Raw genomic sequence first — 20,338 nt, 5'->3', positions numbered from 1 at the left:
AGCTGACGGGACTTTTTGCCTCGCTAAGGTCACAATGCCAGCAATTGCTTCGGAACTTGCTGGCATTGTTATTACTCACAATCTAGTTGCCTTTAAGCCCAGCGCTCCCACTGTTCAGGAAAGTTCACTATGTCCCACACCTCCACCATCCTTGTAGTCGAAGACGACCCCATCGTGCGCATGCTGATCGTCGATGTCCTCGAAGAGTTGGAGTTCAAGGTGCTCGAAGCCGCGGATGCTGGGGAAGCACTGGCGCAGGTGCAAAATATCGACCAGATCATCGACCTGATGATGACCGACGTTGGCCTGCCCGACATGGACGGCAAACAACTGGCAGCCAAGGTCCGTGAACTGCGCGCTACCCTGCCTATCCTGTTTGCCAGCGGCTATGCCGAAAACATTGATGTGCCCGACGGCATGCAGGTGATTGGCAAGCCGTTTTCGATCGATCAGTTGCGTGACAAAGTCAAATCCATGCTCTAACGCCCCTTCTCCATCGTCCTTTGCAGAGATTAACGTGACGACCGGCCGATAAAACAGGAAACTCAGCGCCTTCACGCCACGCTCTCAGATAGCACTCAGGAAGGACGCAACAACATGATTGGAAAACCGACGCGCCTGCTGTTGGCGAGCCTCTCGATACTCATGAGCTCCGGCGCCTGGGCTGACTTCACCGCCAGCCCCAGCGAAGCCAGGGCCATCGCCAAGGAAGCCTACTTGTACGGCTTCCCGGTGGTGCAGATGTACAAGACGCTCTACACCCAGGCCGTTGATAAAGGCGGTGCCCACTTCAAGGCGCCGTTCAACCGTATCGACAACAGCGCCCAGGTGCTCACCCCCAAGGACAACGCAGTTACCACTCCTAACGTCGACACGCCGTACTCGTTCGTGTGGATGGACTTGCGCAAAGAGCCGCTGGTGCTGACCCTGCCCAAGATTGAAGACAACCGCTATTACTCGGTGCAGTTGATCGACCTCTATACGCAGAATTTCGCCTACCTGGGCACCCGCAGTACCGGCAATAACGGCGGGCACTACATGATCGCCGGGCCAGACTGGAAAGGTCAGCAGCCGGTGGATATCGACCGTGTGGTCTACAGCGAAAGCAACATCGCTTACGCGCTTTACCGCACGCAACTGTTTGATGATAAAGACCTGGGCAAGGTCAAGCAGATCCAGAGCGGCTACAAGGTGCAGGCGCTGAGCAGTTATGTGAAGCAACCCGCCCCCGCCAACGTGCCGAAGATCCAATGGCCCAAGCCGATGGCGACCATGACCGATGGCCCGCAGCTGTTTCGCTACCTGAACTTCATGCTGGCCTTCGCCGCGCCCCAGGACAGTGAAAAAGATTTGCTGGCGCGCTTTGCCAGGATCGGTATTGCCCCGGGCGCGCCGTTCAAGGTCAACCAGTTGACCGCCGAGCAGCGCAAGGCCCTGGAAGATGGCATCGCCGATGGCCGCGCTGAGTTCGCCGCGTTCAAGAAGGCCAAGGTCGACACCCGCCAAGTGACCGGCGCAGACTTGTACGGCAGCCGCGACCACCTGCAAAACAACTACCTGTACCGCTACGCCGGTGCCGAGCTGGGGATGTTCGGCAACTCCAGTGATGAAGCCGCGCACTTGAGCTACGTCATCGACAGCGAGGGCAAACCGGCCAATGGTGCACGCCACAGCTACACAGTGCATTTTGCCAAGGACCAGTTGCCGCCGGCTGATGCGTTCTGGTCGCTGACGATGTACGACGCCAAGACCAAACTGCTGGTGCCAAACCACAAGAAGCGCTACTTGATCAACTCGCAGATGCTGCCGACCCTCAAGCTCGATGCCGATGGTGGCTTGACCCTGGCGCTGCAGCACCACGAACCTCCCAAGGCTGAGCAGAGCAACTGGTTGCCGGCCCCACCCGGCCCGTTTTACGCGGTCTTGCGCATTTATCTGCCCAAGCCCGAAGTTGCCAGCGGCCAGTGGAAGCTACCAGCGTTGACGCCGCTTAAATAAGCTCTGCAAATAAAAAAGCGCGACGGGCGATGACCCGCCGCGCTTTTTTTGACTCAGTGTTTTTTCAGTTTCACGTAGGACTGGTGCAGGTCCGACGCCCAACCGTCGATGACGCTTTTCACATCGTCGGCCTTCATCACTTGGGAGTCATTAGCCAGCGGCTTGCCGGTACCTTTGCGCACCACTTGGGCCAGCACTTTATGAGTGGCGCCATCGAGGAACTGCGCCTCGGTGCCCAGGGTGGTCTCCTGGTCGCGAATGCCGGTGCCCGTGCTCACTGCCGCGGCCACCAGGGCGACGGGAATAAACTCATATGGCTTGAGACTCTCGGTCTTGCTGCTCACGGCGGTAATCGCCGCTCTCACAACAATTACCCCTGGGCCTGGGGCATTGGCCACGGGCAGTGACTGAGCCAGCTCGCGCTTGAGCGCCTGGTTGTAATAGTCATTGATGCCCCGCAACGTGCTCTCGGGAATTCGGGAAGTGGCCTGGGGCTTGGGGTAAAACTGGGTAGGCTCGATGTAGACCGCGGTGTAGCGGCTCAGGTCCAGCTGTGGATCAACCCAGCGCATCACCTCGGCCCCCGACGGTGACCTGGCCTCCTTGAGCTGGCTGTAGTTGGAAAGAAACCCTGAATACTCATTCGGTTGCACCACTTTGCTCGCGCAACCAACCAAACCGAGCGAGGCGACACACAATGTGCCGATCATTAGCCTTAGCTTCATTAGTGAACTCCCTGGCGACCATCATCGTAAGAATGAGCTATAGGTATAGCCAATACTTGGGCAGCACACCTGATTTCGCTCGGCGCCAGCCAGTACATGCGTTAAACATTCAGGTCAGAAGCGGAAATCGGAGTCCGCGATTCGCCCATATATGTTTACCATGAAGTCTTCTTTTTTGTCGCCATCGAAATCGAAACGCAAAATGGTGACATTATAGCTGCGATAATATTCGTTGGTAACTTTGAGCCGAGGGTGGGCTGCGCGCAGGGCTGAAATATCCAATTTGTCCTTGCCGCTGACGAAATCCATTATTGCGGTGTTTGCGAAGCTGGCAGATGAGTCGTTCGCGCCGATAACGAAGGTATTTTTACCCGGCCCGCCTGTCAGCCGGTTAAAGCCAGAGTTCGCCTTGACATAAAAAATGTCATCGCCCTCACCGCCCTCCAGTTCGTTACCGACGTCATTGCCAATTAAAATGTCATTGCCAGCACCGCCAATAGCCCGTTCGATGGTGACGCCATTGGCGATCGAAACGTTGCCTAGGCCTCCCCCAACATTAGAGAAGCTGCCCGATTTCAAGTTGAGAACCTGATCTTGCCTGAAGGCGGAGAAATCGAAGGTGTCATTACCATCGGCGTCCCACACGCAAAACACCGGCAAGTCGTCGCTCGACTGCAGTTTGAATACGTCACGATCGGCATTGGAGTTAAAGCCATACGTCGTATCTCCGGTACGCGTTTGGAGGTTCGCACCGAATTGATCTTGCGTGACTGCAATATCATCCATCATCAGCGCACTTGAATACTGAATTTCCTCACCATGGGCTTTACTAAAGCGATGGTCTGAGCGGCTTTCCAGATGAGGACTCCTTACCGTGTAAGCCAGCGTGTTTTCCGCGTAGTTGCTTCTCGATACTGCGGACGCTGGGTCAGGAAGACCTAATTTAAAGGCCACCGCCTTTGCAATGATGTGACGCCCAAAACTATTGGGTTTTTCCAGCCCATCGGCATGGCGCTGGCTCAGCGATACCTGCACCCTGCCGGGCTCGGCATCGGACACGGGTGTATACCAGGGCGCCTGCCACTTGAAGCTACTGCCATCGACCTTGATCTGCATATGATGGGATTTTGCATTGACAGACTCTTTGAACCGAATATTTGCAGTATCGCTGAAATTATTCAGGGTCTCACGGATCACGCCTTTTTGTGCTTCTGTGAACTGGCTGGTCGCGCCCCCCGTTTCGGGATGATTGGCGAACTCATACGTCACCTCCGCAGGGGCCCCGGAACCCAGTGAACCGGCAAATCCGGCTGCACCTTTTGACCCTTCTAATACTTGGTCCATGGACAATGAAACTTGGCGATGTTTATTTTTATTGCCGCGCTCGTCTGCATGAGCAATCCCGACGACAGCCCTGTGCGCCTCGCTGGTGGCGTGTGCCCTTGCCAAAGCAATGTTCGGATCAATATTCATGAGGTAGTCCTATGGAAACTTGGAATTTTTCTACTCGCCTGACGGCAGGCCAGTGACCTGCGTATCAGTGGTATTCCTACGCAAAACAGTTCCAAAAACTCACCTGGCAGCCGACGCCTATCTACCTGATGCTCCGCGACCCAACGGTGGGAGCGTGGCTTCGGCCCTGGGCGCATCGAACGAAGGATGCTCTGATAGAAGGCGCTGCCACTGCATTCGAAACCAGGGCGTGAATGGCGCTCGGGGCTCTGCAAGCTGGGCCGTTATTTCGGCGCGGGTCAGCCACTTGATATCGCTGACTTCCTCTGGGACGGGCGAGACCTCAGCGTCAGATTGAGCAACAAGCACATGACAGAGTTCATGCTCGGCGCCGATCGAGCCAAACAAAGCATGATACTCAAAGTGATAGAGCGCACGGCACGAAGCCCAGACGCCTAGCTCTTCACGCAGACGACGAGAGGCGGCATCCAGAATAGACTCGCCAGGTGCCGGATGACTGCAGCAAGCATTCGACCAGAAACCTGCCCAGAGCATTTTATCCGCCGCCCGACGCTGAAGCAGATGACGCCCACGGCTGTCAATCAAGTGCACTGAAAAAGCGCGATGAAGCTGCCCTGCTCCCAGGTGAGCATCGCGTTTATCGCACACGCCAATCTGTACATCCTGTGCGTCGACTAACACTACCTCGTGGATCATGCTGGATCTCCTTCTGTGCAATGAGGCGCTCGCGCCACACAGTATCAAGCTAAAGAATTTGCCCCCAGGCACTGACCAAGGTCAACGCGGCGTCGGTGAACGCTGGATCGGCACGCAGCATGGCCATGGCATCCAGGTCGGCTTGGGTGAGTAACCCAAGTTCCAACAATGCAGGCCCTGCCTGAGCGGTGGTTGCTGCCCAGAAGGCATCTGCCGGGCTGTTGTCGCCGATTCGGCCTTCGAGGGTTCGATGCCCCACGTTGACAAGCCCCCGGTCACGTAGCCGATCAGGCAGCCCATCGGCCCAAAACATGTCCGACCCGATGGACTGTTCCAACAGTGTGATTCCGGCCTGGGCGACTTTGCGCAACAACGGGTTCGTCGTTCCAAGGCTCGGTTGCAGGCTCACATCTTCGATCACCAACCAGCCTCCGGGACGTAACCAAGTGGCGGCTCGCGTCACTATCTCCTCGCGGTCAGTGAGGTGACACAACAGCGCCCGGGCGTGCACCACGTCAAACGATGCGGCAGGAAAATCATCGGTCGTGACATTGTGGGTCATGACCTTGATGCCGGGGATATCGACCAGGAAGCGGGTATCGATATCCGTGGCGGTAACCGTTGCGTCGGGATATCGCTGGCTCAACCAGCCCGCGAGCGATCCGGCACCGGCGCCCAGATCAAGGATGGCGGGCGCGTCCGGCAGATCCAACAGTTCAAAAACCCTATGGCTTAACGGGTCAAAGGCGCGCTCCAAGGTTTGCAACCTCGCCAATTGGCCTGCGTGTTGGTCCGCGAGATAGCTGCGGGTGTAGCCGGTTTGCTCGGTGAAAACAGATGTGGTCAAAGCACGACCTCCAATTGATCAGGGCAGCGATTGAGAAACCCGCGCTCTTCGGGCTTGAACCCCGGAGCCCAGCGTAGGTTGGGAAAGGTCTGCAGCAGCATGCGCGCGCCAATCGTGATCTCCATCCGAGCGAGCATGGAGCCCAGGCAGAAGTGGCGCCCCGCTCCGAAAGCGAAATGGCTGGTCGCCTGTTCGGCGCGCAACATATTGAAGGTGTCCGGGTCGCTGAACCGGGCCGGATCACGGTTGGCCGAACCGATCAGGCAAGCCAGGGTTGCGCCACCAGGAATCGTTCCCGACGGCAGTTGCAGCGGTTCAATCGCCTCTCGCAGCACAAGTTGCAAAGGCGGGTTGCGTCGCAGGGTTTCGGTGAGGGCGTTGTCCATCAGTGCTGGATCAGCGATCACCGCCTCTTTCACGCCAGGTTCGCTCAACAGGTTGACAATCAGATTCGCCAGGGCGCCGTGACTGGTCTCGCTGCCCGCCGTCATCAGGATCGCGCAATAGGACCGTACAAAGGACTCGGACAATGGCTGGTCGTCAATGCGTGCCGCCAGGAGTTGTGAAATCAAGTCGTCCTTGGGTTCTATACGCCGAGCGTCGATGTAGGGCTGGATAAAGTCGTAAAAACTGTCCCGGTTGGATAACCCGCCGGTCAACAGTGCTGGGTCCTGACGATAGTTGCCCATGTACGCGAAGCCGATGGCACACCAACGCTTGAGCCGCTCCACCTCCTCACGTGTGTGTGCCGGGAGGCCCAATGCATGAGCCATCACTCGCACCGGCAGCGCGGCGGTGAAATCGGCAATCAGGTCGACCTGAGGCCGGCCCTGCATACGCGCCAGCAAGTCTGCGGTCACTGCGGTGACAGACGCTTCGAGCGCCACCAGCGCCTTGCTGCGAAACGACGGGGTGAGCAATGCTCGGTGCTGGGCGTGTTCGCAGCCGTCCATCGTCACAATGGTGTGCCCCAGTAGCGGCCCAATCTGCCAGGTGTAGTTGCGATTGCTTGCCCCTGGATGGGTCAACGCGGCTTTGACATCCACATGGCGACTGACCAGCCAAACATCGGTGGGCTCGTCGTACGCGATCGGCAGTGTGGTGCGTAAACGCTCATACAAGGGGTACGGGTCGATTTCGAACTGGCGGGACTTGAGGGTCGGCGGAGTCAGCGCCAGATCCACTTGTCGGCTGTGCTGTACCGCGCAGCCATCGGCCTGTAGGTGATAGCGCGAAACGCTGCGATGCCAGTCCCCCGCCGCCCGGACAACCTGACGCAACCGGTCCGGATCGGTCGCAGCGCACGGCGGGTAAAGGGCATGCTCGGTAGCGGCTGCCGTGAATTGCGTAACTGCCGTGTTGACCATCTGATGGGCTGCTTCTATCGCGCCAGGCCAGTCCAGGCCAGCGGTGTGCGCGAGTATCGACACCAGATTGAAGCGCTCGCCACACACCACATCTTTGGCAACCGAGTGGATATCGTTCGTCCACGCAATGATATCGGCAGCGTGCTTACGCAACCTGCTCCACGTTTCCACCTGTGCAGGATGCTCGTACGGGTCCAGGGCTTCGGCACCATCGATCAGATCAAAAAAGAACAGGGCGCCGAAGGAATCCCGGCGCAACGGCAGATACTCAGCCAGGGCGAGCGCCGTATCGGTTTCTCGCATGCGTACCTGCGCCGCCTGCGCGCGCAGATGCTCGATCAAGTGCCCCGCCAGCCTCTGCCGCCAAGGCCCGCTGCCCCAACGCTGGGTCTCGGGCCACAAGTCGTCGACCAGAACAGCCAGCATCGGGTCCTCGAACCGGCCGCGTTCACCTGACGGCACAGCATCGCCGCTGTCGGTCAACGCCTGCACGGCGGCGATGAAATGCTCCAGCGCGCCGTTTTCCGCCCAGGGTCCGTCATCAATACGGTCATCCAGCGTAAGCGCCCATAGGTACCAGCACACCAGAGTCTGCGCTCGGTGCGTGGGCGCCCGCCCGCACAATGCTATTCCCAGGTCGAGCAGTGCCGTGGTGGTCAACCGATGCGCGCCACGCCTGCCGATCAAACCGTATCGCTGCGCCCAAGCAAGCGCATGCGCACGCAGCCGTTCAGTGTCGGCACGCGGCGGTGCAACGGCGAAAGGTAGCTGGATATCGGGAATAGTGAGCGGCGCCGGTGACGAATGACTGTTGTGGCGGGTATCGGTGTCGCCTTCACAGTGTTGCGCTGCCATGAAAAGCTCCTCTGGAATCAAACTTTCAGTAGGGCTGACTTTATTTGAAATCAAAAACGCAGGATGTGAGAGGTATCCGAAGGTCACCCGGCAATGGCGGTCTTTCGGCGTAGGGGAAAACGGAGCGTCGCCATCAGCTCAGGGGCTGCTCGGTCGTTCGTGCTGATTAGAAAGGGGGTTTTCAGAAAAATATACTGTCATTTCTCACAGGTATGGACGAGTCGCCCAACACCGAACAATGACCGATCACCCACGTTGCTTGAACTGCTCCGGTGAATGGGTCGGCAACTGCGTATGACTCATCGGCATCGAGTGGGTAAGGTGAAGGCTCATCCTTTTTCAGGAGCACCCTATGCGCACCATCGGCCTTATCGGCGGCATGAGCTGGGAGTCCAGCGCCGAGTATTACCGCCTTATAAACCAGCGCGTGCGCGACCGTCTTGGCCCGCTGCGGTCGGCGCAAGTGTTGATGTACAGCGTGGATTTCGGCCCGGTGGAACAGGCTCAGCATGCCGGGCGTTGGGACGATGCCGCGCTGATCCTGGAAGATGCCGCACGGCGCTTGGAGGCCGGGGGCGCTGATTGTGTGGTGCTGTGTACCAACACCATGCACTTGGTGGCACCGCGTATTGAGGCGGCGGTATCGATCCCCTTCCTGCACATTGCTGATGCCACGGCGGCGGCGGCTCTGGAGGCCGGGACCCTGACGGTAGGCTTGCTGGGTACCGCATTCACCATGGAGCAGGACTTCCTCAAGTCCCGCCTTGCCGCCCAGGGGCTCAACGTGCTGGTGCCAGAGGAGGATGAACGCCAGGAGGTGCACCGAATCATCTATGAAGAACTGTGCGTGGGCATCATCAGTGACACCTCGCGCCAGGTGTACCAGCGGGTGATCCAGGCACTTGCTGCACGAGGCGCCCAGGCAATCATCCTTGGCTGCACGGAAATCTGCCTGCTGATCCAGCCCGAACACAGCGCCCTGCCGCTGCTGGACACCACCGCGCTGCATGCGCAGGCGGCGGTGGGGTTTGCCTTAGAGGCTTAGGTATCGACACAACTTTGTGGTCCTTACCTGAATAACGGGTATGTACTCGGTCTGATCCAACATCCTGGCGGGCTGTCAGACCGCTCCCACAGGGGATCTGTACCGGGCGCTGATCCTGTGGGCAATGCATGACCCGTGTGGGAGCTGGCTTGCCTGCGATAGCGGTGGTTCAGTTGTAGATTCAGTGACTGACACTCCGCCTTCGCGCGCTTGCCCTAATGCCAGTCAGTTATGAGCTAGAGCAGACAACCAGTGACTTGTGGCGAGGGAGCTTGCTCCCGCTGGACTGCGTAGCAGTCCCATTTTTGGGGCCGCTTCGCGCCCCAGCGGGAGCAAGCTCCCTCGCCACAGTTACCGATTCTGTATTAACTGACTGGCATTAGGGCAAGCCAGCTCCCACAGTTTTACAGGATCAAGCCGACGTGCGCAGGCGCGCCATGCTCAAGGTGTCGACAAACACACCATCACGCAGGGCGTAATCGCGCAGCCGCCCTTCCACTTCGAAGCCGAACTTGCGGTACAGGTTGTGCGCAGGCTCGTTGTCCGCGTAAACAGTCAGCTCCACACGGCGCAGGTTCATCCAGTTGTCAGCCACCTCCAGCGCGGCCGCCAACAGCCGCGAACCGACACCCTTGCCCTGCCAGGCGGGCGCCACGCCCATACCCAACGAGCCAACGTGGCTCTGGCGTACACGCAGATATTGCTCAAGCCCCAGTTGGCCAATCACCTCAGCGCCCTGCACCGCCACCAGTTGCAGGCGCCGCTCGTTATCCATCACCAGGCGCTTGCGCCACATCTCAACAGACTGAAAAGGCATTTGCAGTACCTGACGACAAACAGCCGGTTCGTTGTAGAGCGCGGCGACGCCCTCCAGGTGGGCCTCGGTAAAACGCTGGATCACGATAGACGGTTCAGGTGGGTGCATTGCATTTCATCCTTTGAAAGACAAGTGGCGGGCCAGTGTAGAGGCTAAGCGCCAGGCTGACGAGCCGGGAGTTTTCCCACTGGCCGACCAGCACCATCCTGCATCTGAACGATGGCGATCCATATGCGCAGCGCCGATACTCTGCCCAGGCCCTGCCCCGTCAACCCGACGCTTCGGCCTTCACCCTGTGACGAGAACAACAAAAAAAGTCCCACAGAGGAACACCCATGAGCCGTCTTGATCACTCGGGCCTGTTGCAGGCCTTCAGCACCCTGACCCTGGACCTGCAACGCCTGGCCCACCATCAGGACATCGAACACTTCCAGCGCCATGCCCTGGCACGCGTCAGCCAATTGCTGGCCTTCGACAGTGCCTGGTGGGGACGCTCGGCTGTCATCGACGGTCTGCCGCAAGAGCACAACAGCTACCTCTATCAGTTGCCCCCCGACTACTTGGCGGACTGGCAGTCGATCCGCCATCTGGACGTTACCGTTGCACGGGTGCATGCCTCGCCTGGCGAGGCAGTAATTATCGATATGCGCGACCCCGCCAACGGCAGCGCCTTGAATTGGCTGGGGCGACGCCACGGCCTGGGTGAATTGCTGTGTGTGATCCATATCGACCCGCAAACCCACCTCAGCCACCACCTGACGCTCTACCGCCAGCCCACTGCGCCCACGTTCAACGCGCAGGATTGCCAGTTACTCAATAACCTGATGCTGCATCTGGTGGCGGCGGTCTCGGCAAACCAGATCCGCACCTTGGTGGCCATGCGTGAAACCCTGGCCAGCCCGCGCAATCTGGCCCTGGCGGTATGCGACCCCCGGGGTGTGTTGCAATGCGCCGAGCGCGGTTTTGTCGACCTTCTGCTCAGCGAATGGCCTCAATGGCGTGGCCCCACCCTACCGGTGCTGCTGGATGAGCGCGGGCATGACGGCAAGCGCATCCATATCCAGGCGTCACCGGTGGGCGACCAATTGCTGTTGGCCGCGCGCCTCAACCGCGCCCTGCCTCAGCTCAGCCCACGGGAAAACGACGTAGCCCAAGGGTTTGGCGAGGGCAAGACCTACAAGGAAGTAGCTCGCGACCTTGGCCTCTCACCCAACACCGTGCGTCACCATATCCGCGCCATCTACGCCAAGCTCGGCGTCAAGGACAAGGCGCGCATAGCGCACCTGGTGCACGCCCCGCCCGACTGACCCTGCCTGCTTCTCCCACGGTTTGCCACGGTCGTTTTTTACGGTCTCGGGCTGCTGTTGCCCATTTTCCGGCCTCCTCTGATACGAGACGCTTCGCCATGACTTCAACATGCCTACGTAACCTGACAGTGCTGTGCGCGACCCTGCTTAGCTTCGACAGTCAGGCTGCCGACCTCAACGCTCGCGACTTTTTCGCCGCCCCACCAGGCACCCGTCTGGGTGTGCTGTACTTGCCCGCCACCCGTGCCGGCGATTTCCATGGCCCCGCCGACAGCACCGGCAAGGCCGACCTCAGGGTCAACGCCGTGGCTTACCGCCAGGTGTATTTCACCGACGCCTGCGGCACGTTGTGCACGCCGCAATTCATCCTGCCCTTTGCCGACATCAGCGCACGCCTGCCCGGCGCCAACCAGCGCAGCCGCGAGCGCGGCCTGGGCGATCCACAGGTGGGCGGCACGCTGTTTTTCGTCAACGACCCGGCTTCGCGCACTTACAGCGGCTTGTTGAGCCTGATCACCGTGCCGGTGGGTGAGTACCACAGTCAAAACCCGGACGTCTCTCCCGGTGCCAATCGCTGGGGCGCCACCTTTGTCTACAACTACACCCACGGCATCGGCGAAAACTGGGTACTGGAAGCCAACCTGGAAGCCCAGCTCTATGGCCGCAATGACGATTACTTTGGCAGCGAACTCAAGCAAGCCCCGCTGTATCGCCTGCAGGCTTTTGCCTCGTATGACTTCAGCGCCGCCACTTACGGCGCACTGCGCCTGATCCAGGCCGACGGTGGCGCCCTGCGCCTCAACAACCGCCGCCTCGACGACACCCACAAGCGCTACACCCAAGTCGGCTTCGAACTCGGGCATTGGCTCGACCGGCAGAACCAAATGATGGTCAGCCTTTCGCAAAGCGTTGCGGCTTCCAATGGCTATGCCGGCACCGAAGCGCTGTTGCGCTTGGTGCATGTGTTCTGACCTCTTTCCCTGGAGCTTGAAAATGCCCATTTCCAACCCTGCGATAACGGCACGGCTGGCAGCGATCGTGCTGTTTGCCGCCATCACCCCAACCATCCTGATGACCGCTCCCGCCGTGGCCGCGCAGTTGGCCAGCCAGTGGCAGCTGAGCCCGGCGCGTATTGGCGACTTGTTTTCCGTGGAACTGGGCGCCATGAGGCTGGCGACCTTGCCCGCCTGGTGGTGGCTCAAGCGGGTTGACTGGCGCACCGCCGCCCGGATCGCCGCGCTGCTGTTCATGGCCGCCAACCTGCTGTCGATGCTGGCCGACACCTACGCCGTACTGCTGGTGTTGCGCGCTGCCAGCGCCCTGGCCGGCGGCTCGCTGATGATCCTCTGCCTGGCCAGTGCGGCCACCACCGCCAACCCCAGCCGGGTCTATGGTTTGTGGGTGATGGGGCAGTTGATCGTCGGTGCCCTCGGCCTGGTGGTGTTGCCTGGTTTGTTCGAACGGTTTGGCTTGAATGCCTGCTACTTGATCCTGGCAGGGTTGATGGCTGTGCTGCTGCCATTGGCGCGGGCGTTTCCCGCCGGTAGCCCTGCGTTGCCCGCCAACCGCGCCCCGGTCTTGCCCGGTTCACGCTGGAAAGCCGCCCTGGGGGTTGGCGCGGTGCTGGCCTTTTACATCAGCCTGGGGGGCGTATGGACCTTTATCGGTGCCTTGAGCGCCAGTGCCGGGATTTCGGCGCAGCACGGCGGCGAAATCCTCGCCATCGCCACCGTGATGGGCATTGCCGGGGCAGCGAGCGCTTCACTGATCGGGGCCCGCTTGCCGCGTGGAGTGCTGTTGCTGCTGGGCTACCTGTTGATGGCGGCAGCGGTGCTCTTGTTGCTTGGCCAGCCCGCATTGCTGCGATTTGCCTTGGCGGCGCTGCTGTTCAAATTCACCTGGACCTTCATTCTGCCGCTGATCCTGGCCTGCCTGGCCGACCTCGATCACAGCGGCAAGCTGATGAACGCCTCCAACCTGGTCATCGGCGGCGGCCTGGCCATCGGCCCAGCGCTCGCTGGCCGCCTGATCGAGGCCAGCGGCGGGTTCAGCCTGTTGCTGCTCGGTGCAGCCGCTATCACCTTGCTGTCGCTGGTGATGATCATCGCCAGCCGTCCCCACTCCCCCACTGAACTGGAACCGGTATGAACCCAACCACCGCATTTTTCTTCGACGAAATAAGCCTGTGGCACAGCGCCGGCGCCCACGCGCTGACCCTGCCCGTGGGCGGCTGGGTGCAGCCGCCGGCCGGCAGCGGGCATGCCGAATCACCGGAGACCAAGCGCCGCTTGAAAAGCCTGTTGGATGTCTCCGGGCTGAGCCGCCAACTACAACTGCGTAGCGCGCCGCCAGCCAGTGAAGAGGATCTGCTGCGCGTCCACAGCCGTGCCTACCTGCAGCGTTTCAAGGCCCTGAGCGATGCAGGCGGCGGTGAGCTTGGCCCCCAGGCACCGATTGGGCCGGGCAGCTACGAGATTGCGCAACTGTCCGCCGGACTGACCCTGGCCGCCGTGGACGCGGTGCTCAAGGGCCAGGTGCACAACGCCTATTCGCTGTCGCGGCCACCGGGGCATCACTGCCTGGCAGACAGCGCCATGGGCTTTTGCTTTTTCGCCAACATTGCCATTGCCATCGAGGCCGCCAAGGCCCGCAACGGATTGGGCAAAGTCGCCGTGATCGACTGGGATGTGCACCACGGCAACGGCACGCAGTCGATCTTCGAAGAACGGGCCGATGTGTTGACGATTTCGCTGCATCAAGACGGCTGCTACCCGCCTGGCTACAGCGGCGAGCAGGATCGAGGCCGCGGGGCCGGCGTGGGGGCCAACATCAATATTCCGTTGCCGCCAGGCAGTGGGCACGCCACCTATCTACACGCCATGGAACGCATCGTCGTGCCCGCGCTGGAGCGCTTCGAGCCGGAGTTGATCATCGTTGCTTGTGGTTATGACGCCAACGCCGTCGACCCGCTAGCGCGCATGTTGTTGCACAGCGAATCGTTCCGTCTGCTGACCCGCGCCCTGCGCCTGGCAGCCGATCGTTTATGTCAGGGCCGCCTGGTGCTGGTGCACGAAGGCGGCTACAGCGAAGCCTATGTACCGTTCTGCGGCTTGGCGACCCTGGAGGAATTGAGCGGCGTGCGCACAGCGGTGCTAGACCCGATGCTTGAGTTTGTGCAGTTGCAACAACCCGGTGCGGCGCTGCAGGGGTTTCAAGCGCAGTGGGTGGAGCGGTTGGCCGGAGGGATCATTGATTCACAGCAGGCGCGGATTGTCCCTGCTAACTGAATGGGTTGACCTTCATGGTCTCACCTGACCTCGGGTACGCACCGCGCGTTTTTCGTACTTGTCCGCATGTAACTCGGCCTGTTGCTTAAGTGCCATGCAGTACTGAAGTAAACAAAGATTGGCGTCCGGCGTCTCGGCCTCCGTGCTCAAACGCCTGGCCGCTGCGGCAGAAATGGGTTTTCCTCGTGGCATAAGCCAGCCTTTGATGACCGCCTTGCGGTCATTGACCAGCGTGGCGTGATTGAGCTTGAGCACTTCAATCGTTTGAACCGCCTCCGGTGAAAGCCCTTCAACCTTTCCGTCTCTTAAAAATCGAAAAAGCCGGCTCGCGTGGGGCGAAAGAGGCGATACAAAGGGGTTCCGAGCGGGGTCGTAGGCCTTTTTTTCCTCTGCTCCGTACTCACAGGCGACATTGGACTGACTAGGCGGATAGCATGCGACCATGTTGTCGTAAGCGATGCTTTGGTCCACATGCCTTGCCTGGGGCAGCACATGTTCGATATGGCAGCTAAAAATAGTGTCTTGGCCTTTGGCTCCGCATTCTTGCGCGGTAGGTAGCCGACGTAGCGTATAAGCGCAAAGATGAAACTGCTCACGCAATAACGACCTGCGCACAGGCTCTGCCGGAAAACTGCTACCACGGCCATAAAACAGATTTTGCGGTGTGTCTTTGTTTTCCCGACGCCACTCAATCAACTCGCGGGGCTCTGCCCCTTTCGTGATGGACCTCATGCTTCACTTTCTCCGGCCCATCTCAAGGAGTCGATACTCGCTTGTACTTCCAGGATGTCCGGAATGTCACCAACCTTATCTCTCAATTGCGAGAGACTGGCTTCGGCATGCTCCAGTTTGTCGTCATCCAGATAGCGACGTATTGCCTGGAGTTGATGGCCTACGTCGCGATTTTGCGCGACATCCCCCATCAACTCTTCGATCACTTCGCCGCTGCGTAACCCAAGCGAACGCTCTGGATGCCCGATAAACCGGCCATCCTTCAATAGCATGATTGCTTCAGCCGGCAGCTCACCCAGTATTTGTGGTGAATGGGTGGTGATGATGAACTGGCAATTGGGAAAGGTCTTTTCAAGGTTTGCAACAACGGTACGCTGCCAACCCGGATGGAGATGGAGGTCCAATTCGTCGATCAGGACGACACCCTTCCCTTGCAGTGGGTCAGCCACTTCGCGATTGAGTAATGTAAGCCTGCGCGCCAAATCGCCAACCATTGCCAATAGACATTTTTCACCGTCGGATAGCTGCAGAACATTGAATTCGAGATCGCCTTTGAGGACCGTCATTCTCAACGCTGGCTTACGACGAACGCGGACGTCCCGGAACCCAGTGAAGGTTTCGATAGCACGGCGTACAGCGGAGAGTTCTCTGTCTCGATAGCCAGGGGTATCCCGACTATTTTCATTTTCAAGATCTTCCTGATTGCGAAACCAGATGAAGAACCGCTTGAAGTCCGCGCCACCGTGGCCCAACGCATCGTCATACCCTTCAGCGATAGCGTTGACCAACTGTTCGCGAACGCGCAATGGTACGTCTAGTACGGCACGGTGCACGTCGTAATAAACTGCCAACGGCAATGTTATCCAATCATCAAATCCTGATTCGTAGTGCCGGATGCCGTATTCGAACTCGTCGGCTTTTACGTTCAAGGCCAATAAATCGCTACTACGATCTGCTGGATGTTTTCCTCCTTTCTTATTCAAGGCTATTGCCCAGCTCAAATCCTTTGTACCCGGCTGATTTTGCAAGTCCGTCGTTAACTCCAAACGGGTGTAATCTTCCCCTGCTCGAATATCATCTTTGGACAAAGTTCTGGATTTGGCAGCCTTGCCCACAACCCGCGATGTCAAGTTCGAAAGCGTTATCGCCAACGCATCCAGAATCGACGACTTGCCCACGCCGTTGATGCCCACCAAAGCGACAGTCTTCCTGCCTTCGAAATCGAGCTCCATCTTCTCGATGCCGCGGAAATTGACGAGGGTAAAACGCTTGATCTGAATGATCGGTTTCCAACATGCCCGGCCAGGTCAGCCGGTCTTCAGAGTAAGCACGGATGATAGTAATTATCGCCAAGTCTGTCACGGCGTTGACGGTCTTAATCTATCCGCGCTGAATAGCCAAACGCCACACCCGCGCAATGTCCGAGGCCCGCTCACGCAACAGGCGCGGCGCCTCGTGACAAGCCTGTTCCAGTGACATCGGACCCGATGGCAAAGCAAATGCTGCGTCCACACCCTGGGCATACATCTGCTCGTAGCCCTCGCCCAATGTCCCTGCGATGACCACCACCGGGACGCCCTGTCGCTGGGCAACGCGTGCCACGCCAAACGGGGTTTTGCCACGCAGGGTCTGGGCGTCGAAGCGGCCCTCGCCGGTAATCACCAGATCGGCACCACGCACCGCTTCATCCAGGCCAACCAGTTCAGCAACCACCTCGACCCCTGGGCGAAACTGGGCGGCGAGGAACGCTTTGGCAGCAAAGCCCAGGCCACCGGCGGCGCCGCTGCCTGGTTCGTCGCGCACATCCTTGGGCAGCACCTGGGCGCAATGGTCAGCGAAGTGCCCAAGGGCCGCGTCCAGTTGTGCCACCTGCTCGGGGCTCGCGCCTTTTTGCGGGCCGAAAATAGACGACGCTCCGTGAGGGCCGCACAAGGGATTGTTGACGTCGGCGGCGATTTCAAAACGCACCTGTGCCAGGCGCGGGTCCAGTTGTTCGAGGCTGATATGGGCCAGGCGCGCCAACGCCAACCCACCCGTCGGCAGTGGCTGGCGTTCGCTATCCAATAGCTGCACGCCAAGGGCCTGCATCGCCCCCGCGCCGCCATCGTTGGTAGCACTGCCACCAATCGCCAGGATGATGCGCTGCGCCCCGGCATCCAGCGCGGCGCGGATCAACTCGCCGGTGCCATAGGTGGTACTGGAACAAGCGTCGCGCTGCCCCGGCGCGACGAGTTGCAAACCACTGGCCTCGGCCATCTCGATCATCGCCGTATGGCTGTCGGCCAACCATCCCCAACGCGCTTCGACGCTGTCGCCCAGCGGGCCTCGGACTGTTTGCCGGCGCAATTGCCCCTTACATGCTGCGAGCACCGCATCCACCGTGCCTTCACCGCCATCGGCCATCGGGCATTGAAGCACGTGCGCATCCGGCCAGACCTCTGCCCAGCCCTCGGCAATCGCCAGGGCGACACCTGCGGCACTCAGGCTGTCTTTGAACGAGTCGGGGGCGATCACGATTTTCATGGGCTTTCTCCGGTTTTTATAACGCCCATGCTGCCAGTTGGCTGGGGCAATGACGCGGGGCCGATGCACAAGTGTGGAGGAGGTTTATTGTTCATTCCGACAAGGAGTGAGGCAACAGTTGCACACCCAGGTACAAGGCCAGCATGCCGTCGAGCGTCAGCGGATCCACGCCGCTGAGTTCAGCTATGCGCTCCATGCGGTAACGCAGGCTGTTGCGGTGGATACCAAGGGCGTCTGCGCACGCCTGGCTTTGCCCATCGTGTTCGCACCAACTGCGCAACGTGGCAAGCAGTTGCCCGTTGCTGTCCTTGGCCAACACTTTGCGCAACGGATTGAGCAGTTCGTCCAGGGCGTCGTCGTTGCGATGACGCCACAGCATCACCGGCAGGCGATAACGGTTGAGGGTCAACAGGCGTGATTGCGGCAGGATATCGCGGCCATAAGCAAGCAGATCACCCACCCGCCGATAGCAGCGGCGCAGTCCCGCCAAGCCCTCCGCTTGCCCGCCGATGGCCACGCGCAGGACGTTCCAACCCAGGCCGTCGAGCTTTTCCAGCAAGCGGGGATTATCGACCTGCACCGCAGCAGGTCGGCACCACAGCAAGGAAAACTGCGCAGAGCTGACGCACCAACTGTCCGGGTAGCGGCTGGCGAGCCAGGCGCTCAGGGCCTCCGCCGTTTGGCCCGGGCCCAGTTCAAACAGGTACGGCGTGCGCGCCAGTTGTGGCTTGAGCCCCAGTTGCTGGGCTTCGTCCACCAGGCGCGGGGAGTCGCCGCTGTCGGCCAACAGCAGGGCCAGCAGATCATCGCAACGCTGGCGCCGCCATTGTTGTTCGGCTTGCTGGTGGCGTTGGCTGACCAGCATTTCAGCGGTCATGCGCACCAGTTCGGCATAGGTGCGTAACCCATCCGGCTCGCCGGTGATACCCAGCACGCCAATCAGGCGCTGATCATGCAGCAGCGGCAGGTTGATGCCTGGTTGCACACCCTTGAGATGCTTGGCGGTCTGCCCGTCGATTTCCACCACCCGCCCATTGGCCAACACTAGCTGGGCACCTTCATGGCGGGTATTGATACGCTCCGGCTCGCCGCTGCCCAGGATCAAGCCCTGGCTGTCCATGACATTGACGTTATGGGGCAGGATTGCCATGGTGCGTTCGACAATCTCCTGCGCCAGGGCATGATCCAGCTCGAACATGGGGCTAATTTCCTGAAAAAGGTTGTTCACCAGCACAGCGCAAAGATGGCTTGACTGTGCGCCGGCACAAAGACAGTTGCCCATCACGTCACCGAGACTGTCAGGGCGGTCAACGTTACCCTCGCACCGCGAAAAATCATAATAAAGAGAGAATCCCATGTCACAGAGCGCCACTGCCGCACTGGCCAGCGATGACGATAAAAACGCCATCTACAAGCGCATTACCCTGCGCCTGATCCCCTTCATTTTTATCTGCTATTTGTTCAATTACCTCGACCGGGTAAACGTTGGCTTTGCCAAGCTGCAGATGCTCGACGCGTTGAAATTCAGTGAAACCGTATACGGCCTGGGAGCCGGGATTTTCTTTATCGGCTACGTGCTATGCGGCGTGCCGAGCAACCTGGCGCTGACCCGCTTTGGCCCGCGGCGCTGGATCGCGTTGATGATGATCGTGTGGGGTACGCTTTCCACATGCCTGCTGTTTGTGACCACGCCCACGCATTTCTACACCCTGCGCCTGTTTACCGGTGCCGCTGAAGCCGGCTTCTTCCCCGGCGTGGTGTTGTATCTTTCACAGTGGTTTCCGACCTTCCGCCGTGGGCGAATCATGGCACTGTTCATGTCGGCGATCCCGGTGTCCGGTTTGCTCGGCAGCCCGTTTTCCGGCTGGATTCTCAATCACTTTGCCGCAGGCCAAGGCGGCTTGGCGGGCTGGCAGTGGATGTTCCTGCTGCAAGGCATCCCGACCGTGATCCTCGGCGCCCTCGCCTACTTCCTGCTCAGTGACAGTTTCGCCAACGCCAAGTGGCTCAAGCCCCATGAGCGTGCGGTACTGGAAGCGGACCAGGCCACAGACCTGGCTAACAAGCCGAAAACCACCAGCGACTCCCTGGCCGAAGTGTTCAAGAACCCGGCGATCTGGGCATTCGGCCTGATCTACTTCTGCATCCAGAGTGGTGTGTATGCGATCAACTTCTGGCTGCCGTCGATCATCAAGAACATGGGCTTCAGCGACAACCTGGTGATTGGCTGGCTCAGCGCGATTCCGTATCTATTGGCGGCGGTGTTCATGTTGCTGGTGGGCCGCTCCGCCGACCTGCGCAAGGAGCGACGCTGGCATTTGGTGGTGCCGATGTTGATGGGCGCCATCGGCCTGGTGATCGCCGTTAACTTCGCCACTACGCCCGCTATCGCCATTCTCGGCCTGACCATCGCCACCATGGGCGCCCTGACCGGCCTGCCGATGTTCTGGCCGGTGCCCACCACCATGCTCAGCGCGGGTGCGGCGGCGGGTGGCTTGGCGTTGATCAACTCCATGGGGCAGATGGCGGGTTTTCTCAGCCCGTATATCGTGGGCTTTGTGAAGGATGCCACTGGGTCTACGGATGTGGCGTTGTACCTGCTGGCGGCGGTGATTGTGGGCGGCAGTGTTCTGGCATTGCGGATGACGCGCACGCTCAAGGCCTGA

At 59.8% G+C, this 20,338-nt stretch carries 18 protein-coding genes; 8 read left to right on the top strand and 10 right to left on the bottom strand.

Annotation, left to right across the window (positions count from 1 at the left end; all coding sequences use genetic code 11):
• Positions 1-129 precede the first annotated feature (129 nt).
• Both JJD66_RS06820 and JJD66_RS06815 read left to right on the top strand, forming a co-directional pair.
• The gene (locus JJD66_RS06820; protein ID WP_105226866.1) at positions 130-483 is read left to right on the top strand and encodes a response regulator; all 354 of its coding nucleotides are present in this window, start codon (positions 130-132) and stop codon (positions 481-483) included.
• Positions 484-597: 114 nt separating this feature from the next.
• The gene (locus tag JJD66_RS06815) at positions 598-1,998 is read left to right on the top strand and encodes a DUF1254 domain-containing protein (RefSeq protein ID WP_200647838.1); all 1,401 of its coding nucleotides are present in this window, start codon (positions 598-600) and stop codon (positions 1,996-1,998) included.
• Positions 1,999-2,051: 53 nt separating this feature from the next.
• Here JJD66_RS06815 and JJD66_RS06810 read toward each other — a convergent pair whose 3' ends face one another.
• From JJD66_RS06810 to JJD66_RS06790, 5 genes are all read right to left on the bottom strand, one after another.
• A complete protein-coding gene (locus JJD66_RS06810; RefSeq protein WP_105226868.1) occupies positions 2,052-2,723 on the bottom strand; it encodes a DUF3313 domain-containing protein in 672 nt (223 codons plus the stop codon).
• 114 nt (positions 2,724-2,837) lie between these two features.
• Positions 2,838-4,196, bottom strand: a complete 1,359-nt coding sequence (locus JJD66_RS06805) for a M10 family metallopeptidase C-terminal domain-containing protein (protein WP_200647837.1) — start codon at positions 4,194-4,196, stop codon at positions 2,838-2,840.
• A 117-nt stretch (positions 4,197-4,313) separates the two neighbouring features.
• Positions 4,314-4,892 carry an isopentenyl-diphosphate Delta-isomerase gene (gene idi / locus JJD66_RS06800; protein ID WP_198715817.1) on the bottom strand — a complete coding sequence of 193 codons (579 nt, stop codon included), beginning with the start codon at positions 4,890-4,892 and terminating at the stop codon, positions 4,314-4,316.
• A 49-nt stretch (positions 4,893-4,941) separates the two neighbouring features.
• Entirely contained in the window at positions 4,942-5,739 is a 798-nt protein-coding gene (locus tag JJD66_RS06795) for a class I SAM-dependent methyltransferase (RefSeq protein WP_200647836.1), read from the bottom strand.
• Positions 5,736-7,961: a cytochrome P450 gene (locus tag JJD66_RS06790; protein WP_200647835.1), complete on the bottom strand. Its 2,226-nt coding sequence runs from the start codon at positions 7,959-7,961 to the stop codon at positions 5,736-5,738. Before JJD66_RS06790 ends, JJD66_RS06795 begins: the two co-directional genes overlap by 4 nt.
• A 352-nt stretch (positions 7,962-8,313) precedes the next feature.
• Here JJD66_RS06790 and JJD66_RS06785 point away from each other — a divergent pair, with 352 nt between their 5' ends.
• Positions 8,314-9,006 carry an aspartate/glutamate racemase family protein gene (locus JJD66_RS06785; protein ID WP_200647834.1) on the top strand — a complete coding sequence of 231 codons (693 nt, stop codon included), beginning with the start codon at positions 8,314-8,316 and terminating at the stop codon, positions 9,004-9,006.
• A 412-nt stretch (positions 9,007-9,418) separates the two neighbouring features.
• On the opposite strand, the gene JJD66_RS06780 is transcribed toward JJD66_RS06785, so the two are convergent.
• The gene (locus tag JJD66_RS06780; RefSeq protein WP_200647833.1) at positions 9,419-9,931 is read right to left on the bottom strand and encodes a GNAT family N-acetyltransferase; all 513 of its coding nucleotides are present in this window, start codon (positions 9,929-9,931) and stop codon (positions 9,419-9,421) included.
• Between the two features lie 227 nt (positions 9,932-10,158).
• On the opposite strand from JJD66_RS06780, the gene JJD66_RS06775 reads away from it, so the two are divergent.
• The 4 genes from JJD66_RS06775 to JJD66_RS06760 all read left to right on the top strand — a co-directional run bounded on the left by JJD66_RS06775 (position 10,159) and on the right by JJD66_RS06760 (position 14,417).
• A complete protein-coding gene (locus tag JJD66_RS06775; RefSeq protein WP_200647832.1) occupies positions 10,159-11,130 on the top strand; it encodes a helix-turn-helix transcriptional regulator in 972 nt (323 codons plus the stop codon).
• A 98-nt stretch (positions 11,131-11,228) separates the two neighbouring features.
• The gene (locus JJD66_RS06770; RefSeq protein WP_200647831.1) at positions 11,229-12,101 is read left to right on the top strand and encodes a transporter; all 873 of its coding nucleotides are present in this window, start codon (positions 11,229-11,231) and stop codon (positions 12,099-12,101) included.
• Between the two features lie 22 nt (positions 12,102-12,123).
• On the top strand, positions 12,124-13,278 hold the full coding sequence (locus tag JJD66_RS06765; protein WP_200647830.1) for an MFS transporter: 1,155 nt from the start codon (positions 12,124-12,126) through the stop codon (positions 13,276-13,278).
• Positions 13,275-14,417: a class II histone deacetylase gene (locus JJD66_RS06760; protein WP_200647829.1), complete on the top strand. Its 1,143-nt coding sequence runs from the start codon at positions 13,275-13,277 to the stop codon at positions 14,415-14,417. The genes JJD66_RS06765 and JJD66_RS06760 overlap by 4 nt, the downstream gene beginning before the upstream one ends.
• A gap of 12 nt (positions 14,418-14,429) precedes the next feature.
• On the opposite strand, the gene JJD66_RS06755 is transcribed toward JJD66_RS06760, so the two are convergent.
• The 4 genes from JJD66_RS06755 to JJD66_RS06740 all read right to left on the bottom strand — a co-directional run bounded on the left by JJD66_RS06755 (position 14,430) and on the right by JJD66_RS06740 (position 18,870).
• A complete protein-coding gene (locus tag JJD66_RS06755) occupies positions 14,430-15,149 on the bottom strand; it encodes a hypothetical protein (protein WP_060764750.1) in 720 nt (239 codons plus the stop codon).
• Complete coding sequence (locus JJD66_RS06750; RefSeq protein ID WP_325167097.1) at positions 15,146-16,423, bottom strand: AAA family ATPase; 1,278 nt, start codon at positions 16,421-16,423, stop codon at positions 15,146-15,148. Before JJD66_RS06750 ends, JJD66_RS06755 begins: the two co-directional genes overlap by 4 nt.
• Positions 16,424-16,529: 106 nt before the next feature.
• Positions 16,530-17,672: a glycerate kinase gene (locus JJD66_RS06745; protein WP_200647828.1), complete on the bottom strand. Its 1,143-nt coding sequence runs from the start codon at positions 17,670-17,672 to the stop codon at positions 16,530-16,532.
• Between the two features lie 91 nt (positions 17,673-17,763).
• Positions 17,764-18,870 carry a sugar diacid recognition domain-containing protein gene (locus JJD66_RS06740; protein ID WP_200647827.1) on the bottom strand — a complete coding sequence of 369 codons (1,107 nt, stop codon included), beginning with the start codon at positions 18,868-18,870 and terminating at the stop codon, positions 17,764-17,766.
• A 157-nt stretch (positions 18,871-19,027) separates the two neighbouring features.
• On the opposite strand from JJD66_RS06740, the gene JJD66_RS06735 reads away from it, so the two are divergent.
• A complete protein-coding gene (locus JJD66_RS06735) occupies positions 19,028-20,338 on the top strand; it encodes an MFS transporter (RefSeq protein ID WP_200647826.1) in 1,311 nt (436 codons plus the stop codon).

It is taken from the genome of Pseudomonas sp. MF6751, assembly GCF_016613265.1.
Lineage (GTDB): Bacteria > Pseudomonadota > Gammaproteobacteria > Pseudomonadales > Pseudomonadaceae > Aquipseudomonas > Aquipseudomonas fluorescens_BV.
The sequence above is the reverse complement of the archived record's forward strand: the minus strand, read 5'-3'. Positions and strand labels throughout refer to the sequence as shown.

Excerpts from the sequence above, each read along its gene's own strand:
- JJD66_RS06805 (WP_200647837.1), bottom strand. The coding sequence starts at position 4,196 with ATGAATATTGATCCGAACATTGCTTTGGCAAGGGCACACGCCACCAGC.
- JJD66_RS06745 (WP_200647828.1), bottom strand. The coding sequence starts at position 17,672 with ATGAAAATCGTGATCGCCCCCGACTCGTTCAAAGACAGCCTGAGTGCC.
- JJD66_RS06820 (WP_105226866.1), top strand. The coding sequence starts at position 130 with ATGTCCCACACCTCCACCATCCTTGTAGTCGAAGACGACCCCATCGTG.
- JJD66_RS06755 (WP_060764750.1), bottom strand. The coding sequence starts at position 15,149 with ATGAGGTCCATCACGAAAGGGGCAGAGCCCCGCGAGTTGATTGAGTGG.
- idi (WP_198715817.1), bottom strand. The coding sequence starts at position 4,892 with ATGATCCACGAGGTAGTGTTAGTCGACGCACAGGATGTACAGATTGGC.
- JJD66_RS06790 (WP_200647835.1), bottom strand. The coding sequence starts at position 7,961 with ATGGCAGCGCAACACTGTGAAGGCGACACCGATACCCGCCACAACAGT.
- JJD66_RS06780 (WP_200647833.1), bottom strand. The coding sequence starts at position 9,931 with ATGCACCCACCTGAACCGTCTATCGTGATCCAGCGTTTTACCGAGGCC.
- JJD66_RS06760 (WP_200647829.1), top strand. The coding sequence starts at position 13,275 with ATGAACCCAACCACCGCATTTTTCTTCGACGAAATAAGCCTGTGGCAC.
- JJD66_RS06810 (WP_105226868.1), bottom strand. The coding sequence starts at position 2,723 with ATGAAGCTAAGGCTAATGATCGGCACATTGTGTGTCGCCTCGCTCGGT.
- JJD66_RS06785 (WP_200647834.1), top strand. The coding sequence starts at position 8,314 with ATGCGCACCATCGGCCTTATCGGCGGCATGAGCTGGGAGTCCAGCGCC.
- JJD66_RS06770 (WP_200647831.1), top strand. The coding sequence starts at position 11,229 with ATGACTTCAACATGCCTACGTAACCTGACAGTGCTGTGCGCGACCCTG.
- JJD66_RS06775 (WP_200647832.1), top strand. The coding sequence starts at position 10,159 with ATGAGCCGTCTTGATCACTCGGGCCTGTTGCAGGCCTTCAGCACCCTG.
- JJD66_RS06815 (WP_200647838.1), top strand. The coding sequence starts at position 598 with ATGATTGGAAAACCGACGCGCCTGCTGTTGGCGAGCCTCTCGATACTC.
- JJD66_RS06735 (WP_200647826.1), top strand. The coding sequence starts at position 19,028 with ATGTCACAGAGCGCCACTGCCGCACTGGCCAGCGATGACGATAAAAAC.
- JJD66_RS06765 (WP_200647830.1), top strand. The coding sequence starts at position 12,124 with ATGCCCATTTCCAACCCTGCGATAACGGCACGGCTGGCAGCGATCGTG.
- JJD66_RS06740 (WP_200647827.1), bottom strand. The coding sequence starts at position 18,870 with ATGTTCGAGCTGGATCATGCCCTGGCGCAGGAGATTGTCGAACGCACC.